Source organism: Moraxella tetraodonis (assembly GCF_022359095.1).
Classification (GTDB): domain Bacteria; phylum Pseudomonadota; class Gammaproteobacteria; order Pseudomonadales; family Moraxellaceae; genus Faucicola; species Faucicola tetraodonis.
On record NZ_JACSYB010000001.1, the window covers coordinates 1,706,318 to 1,730,233 of the forward strand.

The 23,916-nt window shown below is 42.6% G+C and carries 16 protein-coding genes and 2 riboswitches; of the genes, 8 read left to right on the forward strand and 8 right to left on the reverse strand.

Translation table 11 applies throughout. The features are described 5' to 3' along the window. Positions 1–3 precede the first annotated feature (3 nt). The 3 genes from H9W84_RS07510 to ruvC all read right to left on the reverse strand — a co-directional run bounded on the left by H9W84_RS07510 (position 4) and on the right by ruvC (position 3,116). Entirely contained in the window at positions 4–1,401 is a 1,398-nt protein-coding gene (locus H9W84_RS07510) for an MFS transporter (RefSeq protein ID WP_239742800.1), read from the reverse strand. 121 nt (positions 1,402–1,522) lie between these two features. After that, positions 1,523–2,383, reverse strand: coding sequence for a formyltetrahydrofolate deformylase (gene purU, locus H9W84_RS07515; protein WP_007114904.1), 861 nt, complete (start codon positions 2,381–2,383; stop codon positions 1,523–1,525). Between the two features lie 130 nt (positions 2,384–2,513). Beyond that, complete coding sequence (ruvC, locus tag H9W84_RS07520; protein ID WP_060994366.1) at positions 2,514–3,116, reverse strand: crossover junction endodeoxyribonuclease RuvC; 603 nt, start codon at positions 3,114–3,116, stop codon at positions 2,514–2,516. 222 nt (positions 3,117–3,338) lie between these two features. On the opposite strand from ruvC, the gene H9W84_RS07525 reads away from it, so the two are divergent. The 4 genes from H9W84_RS07525 (at position 3,339) to H9W84_RS07540 (ending at position 6,997) form a co-directional block, all read left to right on the forward strand. After that, positions 3,339–3,974, forward strand: a complete 636-nt coding sequence (locus tag H9W84_RS07525) for an FxsA family protein (protein ID WP_060994365.1) — start codon at positions 3,339–3,341, stop codon at positions 3,972–3,974. Positions 3,975–4,254: 280 nt separating this feature from the next. After that, positions 4,255–4,962: a CoA transferase subunit A gene (locus H9W84_RS07530; RefSeq protein WP_060994364.1), complete on the forward strand. Its 708-nt coding sequence runs from the start codon at positions 4,255–4,257 to the stop codon at positions 4,960–4,962. 17 nt (positions 4,963–4,979) lie between these two features. Beyond that, positions 4,980–5,609, forward strand: a complete 630-nt coding sequence (locus tag H9W84_RS07535) for a 3-oxoacid CoA-transferase subunit B (RefSeq protein WP_239742802.1) — start codon at positions 4,980–4,982, stop codon at positions 5,607–5,609. Between the two features lie 173 nt (positions 5,610–5,782). Continuing rightward, the gene (locus H9W84_RS07540) at positions 5,783–6,997 is read left to right on the forward strand and encodes an SEL1-like repeat protein (RefSeq protein ID WP_239742804.1); all 1,215 of its coding nucleotides are present in this window, start codon (positions 5,783–5,785) and stop codon (positions 6,995–6,997) included. 71 nt (positions 6,998–7,068) lie between these two features. On the opposite strand, the gene rnt is transcribed toward H9W84_RS07540, so the two are convergent. The 3 genes from rnt to H9W84_RS07555 form a co-directional block, all read right to left on the reverse strand. Next, the gene (gene rnt, locus H9W84_RS07545; RefSeq protein WP_239742806.1) at positions 7,069–7,797 is read right to left on the reverse strand and encodes a ribonuclease T; all 729 of its coding nucleotides are present in this window, start codon (positions 7,795–7,797) and stop codon (positions 7,069–7,071) included. A gap of 44 nt (positions 7,798–7,841) precedes the next feature. Next, positions 7,842–8,924: a dihydroorotase gene (gene pyrC, locus H9W84_RS07550; RefSeq protein ID WP_239742808.1), complete on the reverse strand. Its 1,083-nt coding sequence runs from the start codon at positions 8,922–8,924 to the stop codon at positions 7,842–7,844. A gap of 238 nt (positions 8,925–9,162) precedes the next feature. Beyond that, positions 9,163–10,590: a hypothetical protein gene (locus tag H9W84_RS07555; protein WP_239742809.1), complete on the reverse strand. Its 1,428-nt coding sequence runs from the start codon at positions 10,588–10,590 to the stop codon at positions 9,163–9,165. A 475-nt stretch (positions 10,591–11,065) separates the two neighbouring features. On the opposite strand from H9W84_RS07555, the gene H9W84_RS07560 reads away from it, so the two are divergent. Continuing rightward, a complete protein-coding gene (locus H9W84_RS07560) occupies positions 11,066–19,105 on the forward strand; it encodes a hypothetical protein (RefSeq protein WP_239742811.1) in 8,040 nt (2,679 codons plus the stop codon). Between the two features lie 70 nt (positions 19,106–19,175). On the opposite strand, the gene ruvB is transcribed toward H9W84_RS07560, so the two are convergent. Together ruvB and H9W84_RS07570 are read right to left on the reverse strand one after the other, a co-directional pair. After that, entirely contained in the window at positions 19,176–20,159 is a 984-nt protein-coding gene (gene ruvB / locus H9W84_RS07565; protein WP_062331309.1) for a Holliday junction branch migration DNA helicase RuvB, read from the reverse strand. Positions 20,160–20,253: 94 nt separating this feature from the next. After that, positions 20,254–20,706 (reverse strand): hypothetical protein, encoded by a 453-nt coding sequence (locus H9W84_RS07570; protein ID WP_239742813.1) that lies wholly within the window; start codon positions 20,704–20,706, stop codon positions 20,254–20,256. A 405-nt stretch (positions 20,707–21,111) separates the two neighbouring features. After that, a riboswitch (glycine riboswitch) is annotated at positions 21,112–21,228 on the forward strand. Between the two features lie 31 nt (positions 21,229–21,259). Next, a riboswitch (glycine riboswitch) is annotated at positions 21,260–21,399 on the forward strand. Between the two features lie 139 nt (positions 21,400–21,538). On the opposite strand from H9W84_RS07570, the gene gcvT reads away from it, so the two are divergent. The 3 genes from gcvT to gcvH all read left to right on the forward strand — a co-directional run bounded on the left by gcvT (position 21,539) and on the right by gcvH (position 23,789). Further along, positions 21,539–22,672: a glycine cleavage system aminomethyltransferase GcvT gene (gcvT, locus tag H9W84_RS07575; RefSeq protein WP_239742815.1), complete on the forward strand. Its 1,134-nt coding sequence runs from the start codon at positions 21,539–21,541 to the stop codon at positions 22,670–22,672. Between the two features lie 114 nt (positions 22,673–22,786). Further along, a complete protein-coding gene (locus tag H9W84_RS07580) occupies positions 22,787–23,173 on the forward strand; it encodes an MliC family protein (RefSeq protein ID WP_050325026.1) in 387 nt (128 codons plus the stop codon). Positions 23,174–23,408: 235 nt separating this feature from the next. Continuing rightward, entirely contained in the window at positions 23,409–23,789 is a 381-nt protein-coding gene (gcvH, locus tag H9W84_RS07585; protein ID WP_007115930.1) for a glycine cleavage system protein GcvH, read from the forward strand. Positions 23,790–23,916: the final 127 nt, after the last annotated feature.

The following is a 23,916-nucleotide window of genomic DNA, read 5'->3' on the forward strand; positions in this document are numbered from 1 at the left end:
AAATTATTTCTCATTATTTTGTAATTTATGCCAGTAAATTATTGGTAAAAGGCACACAAAGCCAATCAACATACTCACCAAAAAATGCCATTGATAGCCCAAAAAATGCGCCATATAGCCGCTGGCAAAATGCGCTGAGCCGCCCAACACCGTCAACAGACAAACCTGCACGGTAAAATCACTCCCCGCATTGGCAGGGCGTGAATAATGCATAATGGTTGTGAGCATCGCAATCAGCGCCAACGATGCACAAAAATGCTCCAGCGCATTGACAACATATAGCCACAAAAAATCCGTCAGTAACTGATGATAAAACCCATAAGCGACCAAGCCATACAACCCTGTGGTCAGCGCTTGGGCAAGATTAAAATATAGCAGTGACGTAAAGCGAGTGAGTCGTTTCATCAAAATTGTGGCGACCCCTGCCCCAGCGACTGAGGCAGCCGAGCCCAAGATGGTTGCCCAAAAACCAATTTGCTGCAAGTTGAGTCCGACATCGACCATCATCGGTTTGACCATACCGCTTGAAATGCCATCAGCAATTTTATAGGTCAATAACACCCCTAGCCAAGCCAGCATCTCCCGCGATGACCAAAAATACTGATAATGGTGGCTAAGGTAATTTTTTAGTGCCTTAAAACTGCCAGATTTTGCTGCCTGTACTTGTTTTTTGGAAGGTTCAACCGGGGTGTGCGCGTTCTCTTTAAAAAACACAATGGGCACGGTATTCATTGCCACCAAAGCCGCCATGGCAAGAAAACTGTTGCGCCAGCCCCATTGCTCGAGCAGCATTAGTAAAACACCGCCACCGACAATAAGTCCCAGCCGATAGCCGATGACTTGTACGGCATTGCCTTGGCTCTGGCGATGATGGTGATTGGTCGTCTGATTCACCGAATCAGGAGTACGCGCAGGCATATCATGGGTTAGCGGTTCTTTGGGCGCCATAGCCGTTTTAAGCAAACGGGTTGCTAGCCCATCGGTCGCCACATCGTGTGTCGCCCCAATGAGGCTTAAGGTAAATAACATCCCGTACAATGTCATCACCGAACGGGTTTGTGCCAAATTATGCGGTTCAAAAAATGCCACCGCAATCAGGATGACTATCGACAGCCCTTGCATCGGCAAAATCCAGCTTTTGGCGCGTCCGATTTTTTGTGAATAATAGCCGTCCACGACAGTAGCCCACAGGAATTTAAGCCCCCAAGGTACCAAAATCAGCCCTGACCAACCAATGGCAACTAATGAGACTTTGTATTCACGTAAAATCGCTGGCAAGGCTTGGGTGATAAATCCTGCGGGCAAGCCTTGAGCCAAATATAAGGTGAGCAGTAAGCCTAAGGTTTTATAATGAGTCAAATGAGTGTGGGATGGTGGCGCTGGCGACTTTGATAACGGCATAGGACTACCACAGGTAGATTATTTTTATAGTCAATTATTTTTATAGTCATGAGAAGGGCGTAAAACCTACGCCCTCATATAACAAGATAAACTGCAATGATAGCAAATAACGGATGAAAAATTAGTTAAATACCACCGTTTTATTGCCTGTGACAATCACCCGGTTTTGTAGATGCCAACGCACGGCACGGGTCAGCACGCTACGCTCGACATCTTGCCCAATCGCCCGCAATTCTGCCACATGGTGGCGATGGCTGACACGGTGCACGTCTTGCTCAATAATCGGTCCTTGGTCAAGGTCGGCTGTGACATAATGCGCGGTGGCACCAATCAGTTTGACCCCTTTTTCATAGGCTTGGCGGTATGGATCAGCACCGACAAAGGCTGGCAAGAATGAGTGATGAATATTGATAATTTTCATGTGCCAAGCGGCGGTAAATTCAGCGGACAAAATCTGCATATAGCGCGCCAGCACCAACAAATCACAGTCTTTTACCAGCGCTTGAATCTCGGCTTCTGCTTCTACTTTGTTGTCTTTGCTCACAGTCACTTGATGAAATGGCACACCAAAATTTTCTACCGCTTGGCGCAAATCATGGTGATTACTGACGACACAGGTAATCTCACAATCTAGTTGCCCTTGTTGCCAGCGCCATAGCAAATCAAGTAGCGCATGGTCGTATTTGGACACCAAAATTGCCACTTTTTTACGTTTGCTGTTGTCAAATAGTTTCCATTCCATTTGATAGATGCGAGCGACGGTATGCTCAAAACTGCCTTTCATGTTGTCGATGATATTGTCTAAATCATTGATGGCCATTTCAAGGCGCATAAAATATTGACCACCTTCGGGTTCAGTCGAGTATTGGTCAAGGCTGATAATATTGGCGCCATAACGATAAAAAAATTCGGATACAGCTTGCACAATACCTGCGCGGTCTTGGCATTTAATCAATAAAGTTGCAGTGGCTAGTTGGCTCATGAGGTACTTCTTGTGTTCAATTTTCAAAAGATGCCATTGTAGCGATTTTTGTGCTGACAAAGAAGTCTAAACCCGTCAAAAGCCTTGTTGGATATAAAAATTTTCTTGAGATTCGTTTACCCTCTGCCTTTTAACTTAAATTACCCAAATCAACTTCGGTCAAGCGCCAGCGCCCTTTTTTCTTTGAGCGTCCACCTGCGCTTTGACCAGCGATTACCGCTGCCCCACCGAGCAATTTATTCAGTGTCTGACTATGATAGGCATGACAAATCGCACACGCCAAGCCATCTGCCGCATCCGCTTGCGGCTGTATCTCAAGGCTCAACAAGCGCATCACCATAAGCTGAATCTGCTCTTTGTCTGCCGCGCCATAGCCACATACCGCTTGTTTGATTTGCCGTGCGGTATATTCAGCAACTTGCAAATCTTTGGCAACCATGGCGGCAATCGCTGCACCCCGCGCCTGCCCAAGCTTGAGCGCGGTGTCGGGGTTTGATGCCATAAATACTTGCTCGATGGCGGCGGTCATGGGTTCATTGGTGTATTTTTGATAATGCTCAACAATACGGCTAATCCCATCAAATATCCGCTTGAGCCGCTCGGGCATCGTTTCCCCTTGGCTGTAAGCATGAATCGTGCCTGCATCCAAATGTTCAAGTTTATCCCCACTTAACCGAATGATGCCATAGCCTGTCAGACGCGAGCCTGGGTCAATACCAATAAAGATGCTCATAAAAGATGCTCGTAAAACATGCTCGTACAAAAAGATACCCACAAAAAAATTTTGCTAAAAATGCCGTCAAATTATAGCATTTATCAAAAATTTAACGAAAAATTTGCTGAATTTCAAAAAACTATTTGATAGTTTTATTCATTACCCCCATCATTATTGCATTGGTTAATGATTCATCGTTTGTTCTTTATAGTTTATTCACAATTTAGGAATCGTATTTTCATGGGAAATATAGTTGGGATTGCCATTGTCTGGTTGATTATTGAGATGCTAGTTTGGTATCTAATCGCACAATTTGTCAGTGGCTGGTGGGTGTTTTTGTGGTTTGTGGTGGCCGGTTTTGTGGGTGCAGCACTCATTAAAAAAGGCATAGCCACTTTAAAACCGATGGCTGGACAAGCCCAAGCCGCTATGCTTAACCCTGCCATGCGTCCCAATGAAAATTCCGTGGTGAAAGCGATTGCTTTTGCGGTGGCAGGTATCTTATTGGTACTGCCAGGTATTTTGAGTGATATTGCGGCACTTATTGTGTTATTACCTGCGGTACAAAATAAGTTCAAAGCCTTTGCCAAAGACTATGCCACTAAAAACCCAGAAAAATTGATGCAAATGATGGCAAGCAAAATGGGCGGTATGGATCCCTCAAAAATGGGTGGCTTAGGGGGTCTTGGCGGCATGGGTGGACAAAACCCGTTTGGCAGTCAAAATCCATTTGGTGGTATGGGCGGACAAAATCCTTTTGGGGGCTTTGGTAGCAAAAATAACAATGGCGGTAAATTTGGCACGACCATTGACGGACAAGCCAAAACGGTCAACTCGAACGCCAAACGCATCACCCGCTCTGCCAATGATGACTAGACAATGGATAAAAAATTGACTGTTAAACATTGATAAATTTAAGGCATCCCTAGTATGCCTTTTTTTTATGCCCTATTTTTGCGAAAAACTGGGTTTACTTTTTGCAAAAATTCATGCAATGTGATTTACTTAAGACGAAATTTGTTATATAAAATCTATAACGATACGATTTATTTCGTTTTGGAATTTTTAGGTTTGAGCGTAATTTTTATTTTTGGTAAATGTTTTTATTTTTGGTAAATAATATTAGCAACATTGGTTAGCAACAAGGAGTGAATGTATGACCAGCAAAGTATATGACAGCGCAGCTTCGGCACTTGAAGGCGTCATCAAAGATGGACAAACGATTGCGGTTGGTGGTTTTGGTCTGTGTGGTATCCCCGAAGCTTTAATTGAAGCCTTGCGAGATAGCGGCGTTAAAGATTTGACCTGTATCAGCAATAACGCTGGTGTCGATGGCTTTGGTTTGGGATTATTGCTAGAGACTCGCCAAGTTAAAAAAATGATTGCGTCGTATGTGGGTGAAAACAAAGAATTTGAACGGCAGTTTTTATCGGGTGAATTGGAAGTGGAATTGACCCCACAAGGGACACTGGCAGAAAAACTGCGTGCCGGGGGTGCGGGTATCCCTGCGTTTTTTACCGCAACTGGCGTAGGCACCCAAATTGCTGAAGGTAAAGAAGAACGTGAATTTGACGGTCGTCAATATATCCTTGAGCGCTCATTAGTCGCTGATGTGGCACTGGTCAAAGCCCAAAAAGCCGATAAAGCGGGCAACTTGATGTTCAACAAAACGGCGCGTAACTTTAACCCAGATGTCGCCACTGCAGGTAAAGTCACCATTGTCGAAGTTGAGCAATTGGTGGAAACTGGCGAGCTAGATCCTGACCAAATTCATTTGCCGGGTATTTATGTGCATCGCATCGTGGTCAATGCCAACCCAGAAAAACGCATCGAAAAAGTGACGACCAAAGAACAGACAAACTAGGATATAAGGAGATTACCATGGCATGGACTCGTGAACAAATGGCACAAAGAGCCGCAAAAGAACTACAAGACGGCTTTTATGTCAATCTAGGTATCGGTTTGCCAACCTTAGTGGCGAACTATATTCCAGAAGGCGTCAACGTTTGGCTACAATCAGAAAATGGGCTGCTTGGGATTGATGAATTCCCAACACCTGATAAAGTTGACCCCGATCTAATCAATGCAGGTAAACAAACCGTCACCACAGCGACCGGTGCGAGCTTTTTCTCAAGCTCACAATCATTTGCCATGATTCGTGGCGGCAAAGTCAACCTTGCCATCTTAGGGGCGATGGAAGTTTCAGACAATGGCGATCTTGCCAACTGGATGATTCCTGGCAAGATGGTCAAAGGCATGGGCGGCGCGATGGACTTGGTCGCAGGCGTTCAACGCGTCATTGTATTGATGGAACATACCAACAAACATGGCGAGCCAAAAGTATTGGCTGAATGTACGCTACCCCTGACAGGCAAAAAAGTGGTGAATCGTATCATCTCTGATTTAGCTATCATGGATGTGACCGATAGCGGTCTAAAACTGGTTGAGCTGGCAGACGGTGTCACGTTTGAAGAATTACAATCAAAAACGCCTGTAGCCATTGCCCAATAACACCTGCAAAATAACAGCGCTATCACAAGTCAGCGTGTGATTGCCATTAAAAGGGCAGTGAAAAAAGACAATAAAAAAGGACAGTGACGCTGTCCTTTTTTATTGTTTTGGCTTTTTTACTTTCTGTTATTTGTCCTCTATAATGACATCACTATCAACATTTATCCAACACCATGATTGCATCTCGCTTCTCTCATTCCCAATTTGTCACCGATGAAGACAATCCGCTGATTGATCGTAAATATCCCAATGAGATGGCAGCCGATGACGGCGTGGTATTGCCGCAAATTTATCGGTTTGACTTTACCGAGGTGCCAGATTTTAGCCAAACAGTGATGCAAATCACCCCGGTGATTGATGCACCCAATATCATGGTTATGCCGAATGATCATGAAGCAGTAACAGAAAATGTCACCCCTGCTACTGATAAATCTTTACGCGTGGCTCAACAAACTGCGTCATCGGCGGCGCCCACTTCGCTCAACAACCCCCTTACTTCTCAATCGCTAACCAGCAAAATCCCATCAAAAACACGCTCAAATCGCCAAGTCATTGCGCAAGCAAGAGCCCAAGCCAAACAAATTGAACAGCAAAAACAACAACAAGAACAGCAACGCCAAGCACAGGAAATCGCGCGCTACAGGGCAGAAGTTGAAGCCGCACTACTCAATCCCACACTGCATGAAGGACTGCTCAATCAGCGCAAATCCATTGCCGAATCACAGGCAGTGGTCAACAAACATGCGATTTTTGGCGAGCTTGCACAGGATTTGCAGACCATTCAATGGCTTGATTCAGACATAGCAGAACAAAGCCGAGCAATGTATGAAAAAGCGGTTGCGCTGATTCAAACAGCGCAATCAAGTGGCAATTTATTAGAAAATAATGTATTAGAAAATAGTGTACTTGAAGACAATGTAGCAGCAGAAAATATAGTCGAAAACACTATATCAGCAGACAATTTGGCAAAAGCCGTACAATTAATTGATGAATTTGCCGAGAATGGTCTTGCTGATGCATTGCTGCGTCGAGCGCTGTGGCTATTTGAAGGCAATCACTTACTCAAGATTTCTCAAAACTCCCAACAAGCTTTGCTATTGTTGCAACAAGCAGCCTCGCAACAAGACAATCGCGCGGAGAAATTACTCAGTAAACTCTACTATGCAGGACATGGGGTCGAGCAAGATAGAGAGATGGGCAAATACTGGCTAGAGCTGGCTGCGGCACATGGTCACCCTGATGCCATACGAATTTCACAAGGTATTGCCACCCTGTCATTACTCAAGCAAACCCAACGCGAGGATACTAGCTATGGCAAAAAAATGGCGCTTGCGACTGCGGCGCTGATTATATTCATGATACTGATATTTGTGGCAGTTAAAGTTTAAAGACTTGGATGAATGCCGTGATTTGGATGTTAAACAAGGTTAAATATCCCAATCACAGTATTTAAAAAAATTTAGCCATCCGTTGGGTCGTCAGATGGCACTAGTACGACCTCGTCATCGCTATCCTGACGCTCATCATGCTCCTCATCATTAGCCTCATCGCTCGCCAAGTTTGGTGTCAGCAGCGGATAATTGTTTAAGATATAACAAAACAATTCAGCCGTTTTTTGGGTGTCATATAAGGCAGAATGCGCTTCATTGCCATCAAATTCTAGTCCAGCGAGTTTGCACGCTCTCGCCAGTACCGTTTGACCAAACGCAAGCGCGGATAAGGTGACGGTATCTAACACGGAGAACTGGTGAAATTGGCTTTGATTTTTGCTATTGGTACGCTCAATTAAAGCATTTAAAAAGCCCAAGTCAAAATGCGCATTGTGCCCTACCAAAATACATTTGGTACATTGGGTCGATTGACGCACCGTTTTTAAATATTTAAAAATACGGCGAATGGCGGTTTTTTCATCTTCGGCAATGGCTTTTCGCATCGGGCTATGCGGATTGATACCGGTGAATTGCAGGGCGCGCGCTTCAAGATTTGCCCCTTCAAACGGCTCAATATGGGCATTGATCGCCTCACCTGGGTAAAAACGCCCGCTATCATCCATCAAAATTGGAATACAGGCAATCTCAAGCAAGGCATCGGTTTTTGGATTGAACCCTGCTGTCTCTACATCCACCACCACGGGCAAGTAATTGCGAAAACGGTTGGTAATAGTCATCGATTCAGTTGTGGCGGTCATACGTTACCTTGCGGAAAAAAACAGAAAAAATAAAGGGTGAACAATCATACTGCTAAATTAAATGGCATCACTTTCCAGTCCAGCGTTTGCCCAGCCATCAGCGGGGTCAAATCTTTACCGTCAAGATAAGGATAATGCTCGGGAACTTGCCAGGCTTCACGCACCAAGGTTACTTTATCACTATTGATAGGCAAGCCATAAAACTTTGCCCCGTGAATACTGGTAAAGCCTTCTAACTTGTCAAGTTTGCCCACGCTGTCAAAGGCTTGCGCATACAAAGGCAGCGCAATCGATGCGCTGTAACAGCCTGCACAACCGCAAGCATTTTCTTTGGTATGTGTCGAGTGGGGCGCAGAGTCAGTGCCAATAAAAAATTTGGGATTACCACTGGTTGCCACATCAAGTAATACTTTTTGGTGACTTTGGCGTTTTAAAATCGGCAAGCAATAAAAATGCGGTTTAATCCCGCCCACCAGCAGGTGATTACGATTAAACAGTAAATGCTGCGGGGTAATCGTCGCTGCGACATTTTTGCCCTGTGACAACACAAAGTCAGCGGCATCACTGGTGGTGATGTGTTCAAAGACGATTTTTAGTTTTGGAAATTTATCAATGAGATTGACCATCACTTCATCAATAAAGCGTTTTTCACGGTCAAAAATATCAATATGATGGTGCGTCACTTCACCATGCACCAACAGCGGCAAACCCAACGCCTCCATCTTGGCAAATACATCGGTGCAGTTATTGATATTGGTCACACCATCGGCTGAGTTGGTGGTCGCACCTGCAGGATATAACTTGACTGCTTTTACTACACCGGAATCAACAGCGGCTTCGATGTCTGCTGCCGTCAGTGACTCGGTTAAGTAAAGCGTCATCAATGGCTCAAATTGCTGGGAGATACTGTCATTGGGCACTTGCGCCAAAATACGCTCACGATAAGCGATAGCATCAGCGGCTGTTTTGACGGGTGGCACCAAATTTGGCATACAAATGGCGCGGCGAAAATTGGCCGCAGCATGTGGCACCGTCGTGGCAAGCGCCTGCCCATCCCGTAAATGAATGTGCCAATCATCAGGTGCGGTAATAGTAAAATTATTGATAGGTGCAGTCGCTGCGCTCATGATTTCCTCGAACAGTTTTGAGAGTGCCTTAAAAAAACAACGTCAAAAACCGATAATTGAAGCGTTGAAAAACTTGTGCATGATAGCAGTTTTAGCCAAAAAACGACATGAAAATATTCGCAAGCCAAGTACACTGACAAATAATACGTCAGTTTATGTCGTTTCGATGATTGTGTTAATGGGTTTTGGATTTACTACTGGGTTTGTTATTTGCTTTATTGTTTATCTTATTATCCACCTAGTTATTCGCTTTGTTATCCACTTTTTTATTCGCTTTGTCATCTGCCTTATTATCCATCGTGTTATTTGCTTTTTTATCAGGCTTTTTAGCGGATTTTTTGTCAGTAGCCGTTGTTGACGATGAGACTTTCTGCGCTTTTTGTGGCGCTTTTTGTTTTACAGTTTTATCGTTAGTCGCTGATTTTTTGCTAGCGTTAGCGTTTTTTTCAGAGGGTTGCTTGCCGCCTTTGGTCGCTAAGTTAGCTTTTTTAACATCTTTTTTAGAGTCAGCATTAGAATCATTGCCAAAATCAGGGCTGGTCGTTTTTTTGCGCTCTTTGTTAAGCTGCTTTTTGTCGGATTTTTTCGTATCTCGCGCTTTTTCAGCGTGCGCTGAATGCTTATTATCTTGTGATTTTTGATTATCTCGCGGTTTATTATTCTCTTGTAATTCAGAGATAGCTGCTTTTTTGCTAGGCTCAGTCATTGTTATCGGATTAGTCATATCCGCTATAGAGGCGACTTTTACTATCGCCACATCGTGATAAACTGGGTGTGCCACTGACATTTTTGCTGAGGGTTGGGTGGCGGCAGGCTTATCTTTGACGCTCACCAATGCGCCTACCCCGCCAAAAACGGCGACAGACAATACAGTGGCTGTCGCAATCCAATTTTTTTGTAGCTTATCTATCCAATAAGCGGGTTTGCGAACTTGTGGTTTGGCAAAAATATCGCTGGTTGAAAGGGCTGTTTGTGCGTTTGATGTCACCGCTTTACTTATTTGGAGTTTACCGTTTGAAATCACATGTTGATTGAGGTGAGCATGCGGGATGGTTATTGGCGCAATTTTAAAAAAATTGGACGCTTTATAAATAGTTATTTGCTGGACAATATGCTGTTGATAGATAGGCAAATCCGCAATATTTTGAATTTTTGACCATTTTAATTGCTGTTGATGTATTGCTTGAAAACTGACAGCGCGCCTAAAATCCACTGCATTCATCAGCCCCGTATCTTCTGGTGACATAAAAAAAACCGGCTGCATCGCAAGCCACTCAGTAATCTGCGCTGAGTCTATGTTGTTTTGTAGTGAGCTTATCATATTTGCCAAATTTATCAGCGCCAATGCAGTGATGGTTTGCCAGATAGTTAACAGGTTATCTAAAGGCAGATGGGTTTTTTCCAGTAGCACGCCGGCAATCATGGTTTTTTGGGTTTCATCGTCAAACAACTGCTCAAAAATCGATAGGCTATTTTTAGACAGTTGTTTTAAGGTTACAAAGTTGATGCCTTTTTCAGTCAAATTTTTTGTAACTAAACTAGTGAAAAATTCGGAGGTAAAACTATTTTTATCTGTTACCTGTGCCAAATTTTGATGGATTAATGACAGATTTTGCTGAATTTTTGCCGACAATTGGTAAAGAACGACTTTTAACAGCTCAGGCATGACTTTTTTTAGATAACAAATTGATACGTGTGACCCATCTGCTACTATTGGCAGCAATGGTGGCAGAGTGTTTGCCCAAAAATGATATAACGATATATGGTCAATGATATTACAAGTTGTGGAAAGATTTTTTGACAGCATACTTTATCACTTAATTTACATTTTTTGGCATTGGGGTGGTTAGTGAGTTTTTAGCAATATCGTAGATGCAGGGCAACTTCTTTATACGCCCTCTAAAAAAATAGCGTTAAATTTAGAAATCTTGTTGACACCTTACCATTTTAATTCGATTAAATTCATCAAATTATGATTAGAATTTGTTGTAACTTTTGTGCAAACTTAGTAAAGTAGATAGCATCAAAAATTATATTTTAGCATCAATCACGTAACATTTTTTGCTTATCGAAAAATTGGTAATTTTTTTATATCTATCGATTTATTTAGCAGCCTTACTTACTGTCTCTAGGATAACTTTATGGCTATCTCTACCAACCTAATCAAGTCCTTTCAACTCTCTGCATTGACGACCGCACTTGCCCTCGCGGGTTGTGGCGGTGGTGGCGGTAATGATACATTGCCGCCGCCTGTGAAAACAGGTACGGTCAGTGTCACTAACCCAAGCACGGGTACAGATTCGACCACTACGACCAATCTTGCCAGTGTCAAAAAAGTTCAATTAGTCAGTACCAGTTCTGATTTTTATATGAATGTTGGCGATAGTGTAGAGTTAACTGTCTACGCCTTAAACAGTAACAATATCGGTGTTGCTAGTGTCCCGGTAAGCGTTCAGATTACAGACCCAAGCGTAACAGGCGTGTTTAGTGGAATTAGTCCAAATTTAGTCACTGATGACACGGGTAAAGCGGTTATCAAACTTGATATTAAGTCTTTGACCAATGATCAAAAAAACTATTTAAAACAAAATGGTTTGGTTGTGACTACCACAGTAGGTACAGTTTCAACAAGTAAAACCCTAAAAGGCACCGATGTTAATACCACGACCCCAACGCCTACCGTGACTGTCAGTAATTTACTATTAATTAGCGACAGCCAAAATATTACGTTGGTAAAAGGTACGAAAATTAATGTTACGGCATTAGCAGTGGATAAAGACAATAATATCATTCCGAACACGACCATCGATTTTAATATCGGAAATTCAGTTCTTAGTGGTATTTTTGCTAATAGTAATTTAAGTGTGTTAACCAATGACAGAGGTGAAGCAATTTTGGAGTTAGAGCTCAAATCCTTGTCAGCTGAACAAATAAGTTATCTGTTAAATACTGGATTAACCATTAACTCAACTGCGAGAACAGGTAGTGTTGCATCCAATACTATTAATTTAAAGGGAGTCGAGCAAGGTAGTACGACGACTAAGCTAGATGTGCAAAAGGTCAATCTAACGACACCAAAACCCAACTTTAATGTACAAGTTGGTGAAAAATTCACAGTTACTGCTTCAGTGTTAAACAGTTCAAACACTGGTCTAGGTGGTGTACCTGTCCAATTTAAACTTGATGACCCAAGTACGACAGGTGTTTATGCGGTTTCTGATACCTCTAATGTGGTAACAAATGCCAGTGGTGAGGCGACCATCGAGCTTGAAGTAAAATCTGAAGCTGCTAAAGCTAAACTATTGTCACAGGGCATTAATATCACAGCCACTGCAAAAAATACGACTGGCACTACCCCTGTTGACGTAACAAATAAATTAAATATCTTGGGTAAAGACCCCGCATTTAATGAAAATATTACTAAGGTTTCAAAAGTCGGTCTTTCTTCTAGTCTTACTAACAACGAGTTTGATTTAACAGTCGGTAATACCTTTACTGTGACTGCCAATGTGTTAGATGCATCTCAAGGTGCGTTAGCTAACGTACCAGTGACATTTACCTTACCTGGACTAGATCAAACGGGTATCGCTAATTTGTCGGGCTCAACAGTCACCACTGATGCCCAAGGCAAGGCCACTATTAATTTGTCCCTTACCTCTCTTAATGCAACTCAACGTAGTTACTTAATGAGTAATGGTTTAACTGTTAACGCATCAGTTGCTAATGGTACTAGTGTTGCACCTATAAAATTATCAGCGAAACAATCTTCCACCCTTCCTGTTACGGTTGAAAGTGTTTCAGTCGTAGCAGATAGCGATAATATTTTGATGACAGCGGGTAGCACTGTAAAAGTCACTGCCATCGCACTGGATAAAAATTTTGGTGGATTGGCGAATCAAACTTTAACGGTTAAAATTCCAGACCCATCAGCTACGGGCGTGTACAATATTACAGGCTCAACGATTACCACTGATTCAAAAGGCGAAGCGATTTTTAACCTGCAAATCAAATCTGCCTTAACTGCTGCACAAAAACAGGCACTGGCTAATGGTTTGGTAGTTGATATCACTGCCGCCAATGGCAAAACTAGTCAAATCAAATTATCGGCAAAAGCAGTCAATGATGTCGTAGTTTCAAATGTTAACTTAACTTCCAATGTCACCAATATTCCCCTATCTGTGGGTAGCCAGTTCACAGTTACTGCTAATGTGAGCGATGCACAAAACGGTACCATTGCCAACTCACCAGTAACTTTTAGCCTACCATCTTTAGCGGATTATGGTGTGACAAGTTTGTCGCCATCAACCATTATTACCGATGATAAGGGTCAGGCTATTATTACATTGCAAGTTCAGTCGCTGACTGATACCCAAAGAGCCAACTTATTAAAAGGCTTTACCATTAATGCCACTGCCAATGGTAAAGTGGCACCTGCGCTTACTTTAACAGGCATGGATACTATCAAGCGCTTTGATGTAAAAGCAGTCAATTTATCAAGCCCTATCAGTAAATTTAATATCAAAACAGGAGAGCGATTTACGGTTACTGCATCTGTATTAGGTGCTAACAATACAGGTATAGGTGGCGCTCCTGTTGAGTTTACTATTGATAATCCTAGTTTGACTGGTGTTTATGCTGTCTCTGATACGACCAATGTTATTACTAACGTAAATGGTGAAGCGACTATTGAGCTTGAAGTTAAGTCAGAAGCCGCTAAGCAATTACTGTTAACTGATGGCGTAACTATCACTGCGATTGCTAAAAACACGTTAAATAATCCACCTGCTGATATCAGCGGCAAGAAAACTATTCTTGGCACCGATCCAACGTTAAGTGCCAATATTGCTAAAGTCAGTAAAGCTTTATTAGTATCTAGCGTGAACCCATTTGATCTGACGGTAGGGAATAAGCTGTCAATCACAGCATCCATCGCAGATGCTAACAATGGCAAATTAGATGGTGTACCTGTTAGTTTTACCTTACCTGATTTAGATAAAACAGGTATCGCTAATCTGTCAGGTTCTACCATCGTCACGAATGCCAATGGTGAAGCAATCATTAATCTTGAAATTAAATCATTGTCTGCAGACCAACGTAACTATATACTTACCAATGGCTTGACAGTTAAAGCCGCAGTGCCTAATGGTACAGTAATTTCACCGCTACAGCTCTCGGCTAAAAACGTTACGACGCCTGATAATACAATTGATTCAATTTCAGTTACGGCTGATTCCAACAATATTATTATGGCGGCAGGTAGTCGTGTACGTGTCACCGCTGTTGCACTTGACAAGAATTTCGGTGGGATTAAAGGCCAAAACCTAACCGTCAATATTCCAAATCCAGCATTAACAGGTGTCTTTAATTTAAGCGGCTCTACCGTTACTACTAATGACAAAGGCGAAGCCATTATTGACCTTGAAGTTAAAACAACCTTGACTGATGCTCAGAAAGCCGCACTTTTAAATGGTTTAAATGTAACTGTAGCCGCACAAAATGGTCGACAAGGTGTTATTAATCTTGCTGCCAAAGCGGCCAATGAAGTATCGGTAAGCACAGTTAATCTAACAGGCTCAAATATTCCTTTAACCATTGGTAGCCAAGTTAAAGTGGTCGCTACTGTATTAGACGACCAAAAAGGTGTCGTTAAAAACACGCCTGTCACGTTTACTCTGCCAAGCTTTGCAGATACAGGTGTAGCCAGTTTATCCGCTTCTACGGTATTAACAGATGATAAGGGTGAAGCGGTCATTACTTTAGAGGTGAAATCGCTTACAGATGCGCAAAAACAAGCATTACTTAACGGTTTTACCATCAATGCCACATCCAACGGTAAAGCTGCACCTGCCTTAATATTAAAAGGCGTGGATACCAGTGTCAAACGCCTTGATGTCAAATCGGTCAAATTAACATCGCCCGTTAATCCATTTAATATCAAAATTGGCGAACGCTTCACTGTGACTGCGTCAGTACTCAATGGTAATAATACTGGTATTGGCGGGGCACCTGTTGAATTCAATCTGCTAACTAACCCATCCGTATCGGGTGTGTATGCAGTTTCTGATACCTCAAATATCACCACTAATGCCAGTGGTGAAGCCACGATTGAGCTAGAAGTCAAATCGACAGCTGCCAAAGACTACCTGATTCAAAACGGTATCAGCATCCAAGCGGTATCTAAGAATACCATGAACACGACACCAGTTGACGTTAAAGGTAATATCACCTTAAAAGGCATCGATCCTTCAGCAGTGCCAGTCGAAGCTAATATTGCGTTAGTCAAACAAGGTGCATTGAGTAGTAGTTTATCTAATAATATTTTCGATTTGACCGTGGGTACTACCTTTGATATTACTGCGTCGGTAGCAGATGCCAATCAGGGTCCATTGAGCAAAGTACCTGTCACTTTCTCATTGCCAGGGTTGGAATCAACGGGTATTGCTAATTTATCAGGGTCAACGGTTACTACCGATACGCAAGGCAAAGCCGTTATCAAGCTACGTATTGACTCTTTATCAAAAACCCAACGTAATTATCTACTTACCAATGGTTTAGTAGTCAACGCGACAGTACCAAATGGCACCAAAATTAATCCGATTAAACTCACTGCCAGAGATGCAGGGATTGATAGCGTCATTACCTCTATCGCTGTCACCGCTGATAGAGATGATATTTTGATGATGGCAGGCTCTAAAGTCCATGTGACTGCTTCTGCATTGAATGGTAACTTTGGCGGAGTCGCTGCCAGTGATTTGACATTTAGCATTCCAGATCCAGCGTTGACTAATGTCTTTAATATCACGGGTACAACCGTGAAAACGGACGAAAAAGGCGAAGCCAGTATCGATTTAGAAGTCAAAAACTTATTAACCGCTAGCCAAAAAGCCTATCTACAAAATGGTCTAAAAGTTAAAGTCACTGCCCCAAGTGGCGCTGTAGGTGAAATCACGCTAAAAGCCAAAGCCGTCAATGAAGTGAGCATTGATAAAGTGGTCTTAGAGAATTTCCCAAATACGCCAGTCGTATTGAGCCAAGGCAATGAGTTCATTGTGATGGCTCACACAGTCGATGCTCAAAACGGTGCTGTTACCAATGCGCCTGTTACTTTCAACCTACCAGACCCGACAACCACTGGCATTGTGAGCTTATCGCCTTCTACAGTATTGACCAGTGAAGTCGCTGCACCTGTAGAGCCGATGATTGGCGAGCGAGCAGTAATTATCCCTAAGGGGACAGCTTATATCCGTTTACGCGTGATAGACCCAGCCAAAGCGGAAAAATTGATTGCAAGTGGCTATATGGTAAAAGCCGTATCTAACGGTAATGTAACACAAACACTCAATGTACCTCTCACCAAAACCGCCGCACAACCGACAGTGAATGACATTGCTAAAGTCAATTTGGTTACAGATGTTAATACGCTAACTACCAATAATGGTGATACAATCAACGTGACTGCCCAAGTGCGTGATGCCAAAAATTTCAGCCTAGCGAACATGCCAGTTAGCTTTACGCTATTGGATGCGGCAGCTGCAACGGGTATAATTAATACCACCCCACTTCAGACAACCACCAATGCCAATGGTGAAGCGGTATTAACTTTAAAAGTCGGTGCACTCACCCCAGACCAAAAATATTATCTACAAACCAGTGGCCTATCATTTAAAGCAACTGCCGGTGCTATCACTAGCTCAACGGTCACCTTAAGAACCCAAGAAGCGATTACGGCCAATAGCGTCAACACATTGTTATTAACCAGTGATTCAGCAATTCAATTGGCTATTGGCTCAAAAGTCAAAGTCACAGCGCTGGCAGTAGATAAAAACGGCGCCGTCGTGCCAAATGCGCAAGTCAGCTTCAAAGTTCCAACGGATTCTGGCTTGGTCAATAACACAGGTGCGGTTGTCAATACTAACGCCAATGGTGAAGCAACCATTGAAGTTGAAATCAAAGACCTTGCCAAGGCAACGACTGCTTTACAAAATGGTTTAGTCGTCACTGCCCAATCTGGTGTGTCTGTAGGTACGACCACTATCGTCAGTGCAAGCAGTCAATCAGCAACCCAAGCTTACAATGTATTTGTCAGTAAATCTAAAGATGAACTGAGAACTGGTAATGATAGCCTGTCAATGACTATCCGAGTAACAGATATTAATGGTGGTATTAAGGCAAATGTGCCAGTTTATCTACAAATTCTTGAAGATGGCATTGCACGTGGTTTATCATTTAACAAAGTTTCAACCTTAAAAACAGATGATAAAGGACTTGTCACGGTTGATTTATCACAAAATGATATTGGTCTAGTTTCTCGACTCAATGGCACTGGCAAAATCAGCGTAATTGTAAACGATGGTGTATACAGAGCTGAAAAAGAAGAAGTCACAATCCCAATTACAGGCACGACGATTGATAACTTATTTGTTTCTAATAAAGAAATCAGTGCTACCACTAACAGCACTATTTCAGCAACAGCTTTAGATGGTAGTGGCAAACCATTTGCTAATACCAAAGTTGAACTATTGTTGAGTGATAAGTCATTAGCCACGCCTAAATTTTATACCACAGATGCACAGGGTAAGTTTACCTTTACCGTTTCTCAAGCAGAACTCGGTGGACAAGCAACCAAATATCCGCTATCAGTGAAGTTATTTGGTACTAATTCACAAGGCGTTGAGATTAGCTCTTCACCAATCGCTTTGACTGAACTGAAGGTTGTCAGCCAAACTGAAACCAAGTTAGAAGTAAGCGCCAATAATGTGTTAATGGCAAATAATGAAATCATGGTCAATACCACAGGTCAAATTACGATTTTAAGACCTAAAGATAAAAATGGTTTTGCTATTCCTAACTACGTCCCTGATAGCGATCCTAATAAAGATGCAGAGAATAGAAAGAGAGCCACTGTTTATTTATCAACCAATAAAGGTACATTAAATGGTCAAGGTACTAGAGTTGAAGGTTTAGTCCAACAACGTACTAATAATGAGGGAGTACTTGAAAACTACGTTAATTTTACAATTAGCTCGCCTGTCGCAAACACAGCCAATTTAGTACTTGAATACAATGGTGAGCAAGTATTTACAGATAGCATTAGCTTCTTAACGGCAGATGTTAAAAAGCTATTACTTCAAATTGAGCGTACAACATTATCGACCAATGGCGAAACCAATGTGATTGCCACTGTTAAAGACTCAAACGACTTGCCTGTTAAGAATGCGATTGTTGAATTTTCACTTGTTCAAGACGCTTCAGGTGGACGTCTCGAGAAAGGTTATGCCATTACAGATGATAGCGGTAATGCAATAGTTAAATACTATTCAGGTCGTACTCCAACAGCAAACGATGCTGTGCAAATTCGTACGACGGTTAATTCAATTCAGGTAAATGGCAATGCACAAACAGTTACCCCATTGACTTCCGAAATTAAAACCTTGACTGTACAGACCAATGCGACATTTATTGGTTTCGGTTTTGCTGATAAGATTCGCCAACATCCAGATGGTCGCAATATTTACTATGTTTACGATGGTTCTATTTTTGTTAATAACAATATTAGTCAGCCAGCTGCCAATCAGCCTGTGTCAGTGTCGATTATTCCTGTACAGTATCTGTTAGGAGAATACTATGTAATTCCAAAAATACCAGCTGTACCTGAAGTAAAAGATGATCCTAACACTGCTCAAGATGAGTCTAGTCCAGCAGTACCTGAAGTTCCAGCAAAATGGGGAATTAGACATTATGACAGTTGGGGCGTTACCACACCTGGTGCTGTAATGTGTCTTAACGAAGATGCCAACAACAATGGTATTTTGGATGCTCTAGAAGATGCTAACAAAAATGGTAAATTAGACCCAATTAACCCAGCGACTATATTATCTGCCAGTGGAACTGAGCTAGTGAATGGTCAAACCATGATGACTGATGCAACTGGTAAGCTTGATTTTAGTATTCGATATACTAAGGAGTCTGCTGGTTGGTGGATAGGTATGATTAAAGTTACTACCAAGGTAAATGGTACTGAATTTGTCGAATACCGTACGATTACTTTACCAACCGCTGAAGAAGACGTATCTGAGCCTGATGCAACACCACCACTTCGTCCAAACTGGATCAGTCCATTTGGTCTTAGAACACAATTTAATGGTTATAAATATATTAACAACAATCCATACTGTTACTGATTTGTAGTCAGTAAAAAACCCCTTACACAATGTAAGGGGTTTTTATTTGTCACTCCAAAAATTCAAAAAACTAAGTCAACATCCGCCCCCGTGCGGTGCGTACGATATAGCCTTGCTGAATCAGATACGGCTCAATCACATCTTCAAGCGTGCCTCTATCTTCTGCCAAAGCCGCCGCAATCGACTCAACCCCCGCAGGCCCGCCATTAAAACGCTCCTCTAACATCTCAAGATAACGTCTATCAAGATTATCAAGCCCGCGTTTATCAACTGCGAGCATATCGAGTGCGCTATGCGCAATTTCAGCGGTGACGGTGCCATCGCCTTTAACTTGGGCATAGTCGCGTACGCGGCGTAGCAACCGATTGGCAATACGCGGTGTACCGCGCGAACGTCTAGCGACTTCCACTGCCCCTTCTTTGGTCATAGGCACGTTAAGCAATCCAGCCGATCTTGTGACAATGGTCGTTAAGTCCTCTACATTATAAAACTCTAATCGCTGTACGATGCCAAAACGGTCCCGCAGTGGCGAGGTCAACAAACCTGCTCGCGTGGTCGCAGCCACCAAAGTAAAAGGCGGCAAATCAAGCTTTATGGAGCGCGCAGCCGGTCCTTCGCCAATCATAATATCAAGCTGAAAATCTTCCATCGCAGGATACAAGATTTCTTCAATCATCGGGCTTAAACGGTGAATCTCATCAATAAACAGCACATCACCAGGCTCTAAATTGGTCAGCATCGCTGCCAAATCACCCGCGCGTTCAAGCACAGGACCAGACGTTGAGCGCAAATTCCCGCCCATCTCACGGGCGATAATGTTGGCGAGTGTAGTTTTACCCAGTCCAGGCGGTCCAAATATCAAGGTATGGTCGAGCGCTTCTTTTCTCGATAATGCCGCGTTGATAAACACGCCCATTTGTTCTTTAACCACAGGCTGACCGATATATTCAGCGAGTAAGGCTGGACGGATATTATTGTCATTTTGATCTTCTGAGCGCCCCATCGGACTAATCAGACGTTGCTGCGAATTGGCACTTGAAAAAGGTGGAATCATAAGTATTTGACACTAGTTGCAAGTTTTAACAGGGATAATAGCACTGGCAAATCTTGCCAGTGCTATGGGATATAGAGAGAAAAAGTAAAAAAAATTAAGGCAACACACGGTACAATGTCATATCACATCGGGTGCCTTTACTATCCTTGCACCACTGCATTTGCTCGCCTTGCTGTTTGACATAAGCAACCAAAATATCGCCGGTCTGATCAACGCGATTGCCAGAACAGTCTGTTGCATTGTTATCATATTGGGTCTGAATCGCTAGTGCAGGTAAGCCATCCCCTGTGTCAGCGTATAAATATTTGCCGTACGTAAACTCCTGACCGCTTGAACCGATAAATTGCTGATCGCGCCCAAAATTATAACGCTCTTGGCAATTTGGCTGCGCAGCGTCGGTTTTATCAAGACGTAGCTGCCACTGTCCTGCAATATTTGGCAAAATATGAGTTGACACTTGCGCCACTTGCTGTTGGGTTTTGCTATCATCGGGCAACGTACCCCCCATGGCTAGACTGGTTAAAATGCCTACCAACGAAATATTCATCAAGTCCATCGTTATTTTATTCCTGTTATCATGCCATCTTTATAAGGTAAAAAATAAGGTAAAACTCAGCTCATCTACCCATTGTTAATCAATAGTGACTGTTAATAATTTTTGGTATTTGGAGTTAATATTCAAAGATATTCAAAATGTTAAAGGCTAAATTATTCTGCTTTTAATGGGGTCAGCGCGCAAAAATTTAACCCAAAACCACAAAAATTATTTAAGCACTTTAACTTTATTTAAATACTTCAAGTTTCATATTCATCAGTGGCTTTAATCATACTTGCTTTTGGCTTTATTTGCTATAACACAATAATGCTCATAATCCAGTATTGCCAAAATATGAGGCGGTCATAAAATCTGTGCAAATTTGCTTGTCAAAAAGTTAAAAACCCAGCATAATAACCGAAGATTTCAGGAGAGAATGTTGTTTTGTTTTTCATCAAATTATGAAATACCAAAACCATCACCGAAGGCGTAAAGACCCTATAATCGCTCAGGTAAAAGGACTGGAATCGTAATTTTTGGCAGTGGCATATGCACTGCATCAAAATATAACAAATCTGGAGAGTGTATTGCTTTGCAATACCACCGAAGGGGAAAAGATTGACTTGTCTATCTGTACTATAAGCTATACTACAAGAAATTGACAAGTCGATTGAAAATCTCAGGTAACAGGACAGATAGGGCTGATAGCTACCGACATCAGGTTGGATTAGTTTTAGTGCTCTATTGATGTGCGATGTTTGGTTTTGGCGTTTTATCCCACGCTGTTAAAACATCAAATAAACCATCAAGCCGTTATTTGATTTTACCCATTCAAGGATTTGCCATGTCAGCCACAGACAAGCCTTTAAACCGCACCCCTTTTTATCAATCCCATATCGATAGCAACGGCAAAATCGTTGACTTCTCTGGTTGGGAATTGCCTATCCATTATGGCTCACAGATTCAAGAGCATGACGTCGTGCGTACGGATGCGGGCATGTTTGACGTGTCCCATATGGTCGTGACTGACATCGCCGGCAAAGACGCCAAAGCTTGGCTGCAAAAACTGCTCGCCAATGATGTCGCCAAACTCAAATTTGTCGGTAAAGCGCTTTATTCTGCCATGCTAAACGAAAACGGCGGCGTGATTGATGACTTAATCGTTTACCGGATGAACGATGCAGAGACCGAGTATCGTATCGTCTCAAATGCCGCCACCCGTGATAAAGATTTGGCACAATTTGACAAAGTCGCCAAAGACTTTGCTGTCACCATTACCGAGCGCCCAGAACTTGCTATGCTTGCGGTGCAAGGCCCTAATGCCTTGCATAAACTGAGCCAAGCCAAACCGAATTGGGCAGATAGCCTAGCCACCTTAAAACCGTTTGTGGGCAAAGATTTGACCGACATTGAAGGCGCAGATTGGTTTGTGGCGCGCACCGGTTACACGGGTGAAGACGGCGTTGAAGTCATTTTGCCACAAGCGCAAGCCTCAACATTTTTTACCTTACTCAAAGACCATGGCATCGCCCCAGCAGGATTAGGTGCCCGTGATACATTACGTCTTGAAGCGGGCATGAATTTGTACGGCCATGAGATGGATGAAACCATCAATCCATATGAATGCGGTATGGCGTGGACGTTGGCGGTAAAAGAGGATCGGGATTTTGTGGGTCGTGAAGCGATGCAAGCCAAACAAGACCAAGCGATTGCTGAGGGTAATGACGTCATGCAAGTAGGCTTAGTGCTAGAGTCACGTGGGGTACTGCGTGAAGGCATGACGGTAACGCTAGACAATGGCAAAACTGGGGTAATCACCAGCGGCACTTTTAGCCCAAGCCTAAAACAATCGATTGCGATTGCGCGTATTCCAAAGACGACGGATACAGCAGCCACCGTTGATTTGCGGGGCACAGCGACGCCAGTACGTATCATTTCGTTACCGTTTGTTAGAAATGGCAACAAACAATTCAACTGAGATTTTATCATGTTATGATGGATTTAGCGCTTATTAATGAACAACATTCAAATAATTAGTCAGCGTAATTTGAAAAATCGATAATAAATTCATCATACTTTAGAAGGTAAAATCATGAAAAAGTTACTCTTTGTTGTACCGTTTTTAGCAAGTTTGGCAGCCTGTACCTCAACCCAAGTTGCACAGCCCAGTCCGTCACAAGTGTTGGCAGTTCAAGCAAATTCACAAACCTTTAAATGTGACAACAACACTGAAGTTGTGGCATTCTATGGTGAAGAAAACGGCAGCAATGTCGCTAATTTAAAAATCACCTCGCCAATGCTCGGTCTAAACCAAGCGGCGATGGTGTTAAAACAAGATGTCTCAGGCTCGGGTAATCGTTATACCTTGTCAAATGCCACCAAAACTACCATGTATGATTGGGGCGTTAAAGGTGCAGAAGGTGCGTTAACCGTGACCTCACAAGGTCGTGATTATAACTTTGTGTGTAATGCTATTTAATCCGATTTACTCTTTAAATGGGTTAAACTGCTAATTTGGTTTTCAAGTTTGGTCGATATATAGTGTATCGACCAAATTTTTGTTACTCAGTTTGTTAAATTACTAAGCTTTTTAAATTATTAAACCTTTGAATTATAAAGCTTTTTAAAACTGGTTAGTAAAAAGGCGCCAAGTGTGACTGCTTGGCTAACAGCCTTTTATTTTCACCCCTACTTTCGCTTTGAGGAAAATAGTTATGAGCAATATTCCAGCAGATTTAAAATATGTGGCTAGTCATGAATGGTTACGCCAAGAAGAAGACGGCACTATCACCGTTGGTATTACTCACCATGCCCAAGACTTGCTCGGTGACATCGTGTATGTTGAATTGCCTGAAGTGGGTGAACACGTTGACGTGGATGCTGAAATTGCCGTGGTCGAATCGGTGAAAGCTGCCTCGGATGTCTACGCGCCCATCGCTGGTGAAATCCTAGCGGTCAATGAAGCCTTGGTAGATGCTCCAGAAACCATTAATGAAGATCCTTATGGCGAAGGTTGGTTCTTTAAAATCAAACCAGACAATGCCGATGATTACCAAGGCTTGATGGACGCAGACGAGTACCAAGATAGTATTTAATTATCTTTATCTCATTGCTTTTATCTAATCGTCGTTATAGAGCCTAGCACTAAGGTAATCGCTTGATTACCTTAGTCTATTATCCTATCAATTAACTGTAATGCATCCTTTATTTTGTTAACTTGAG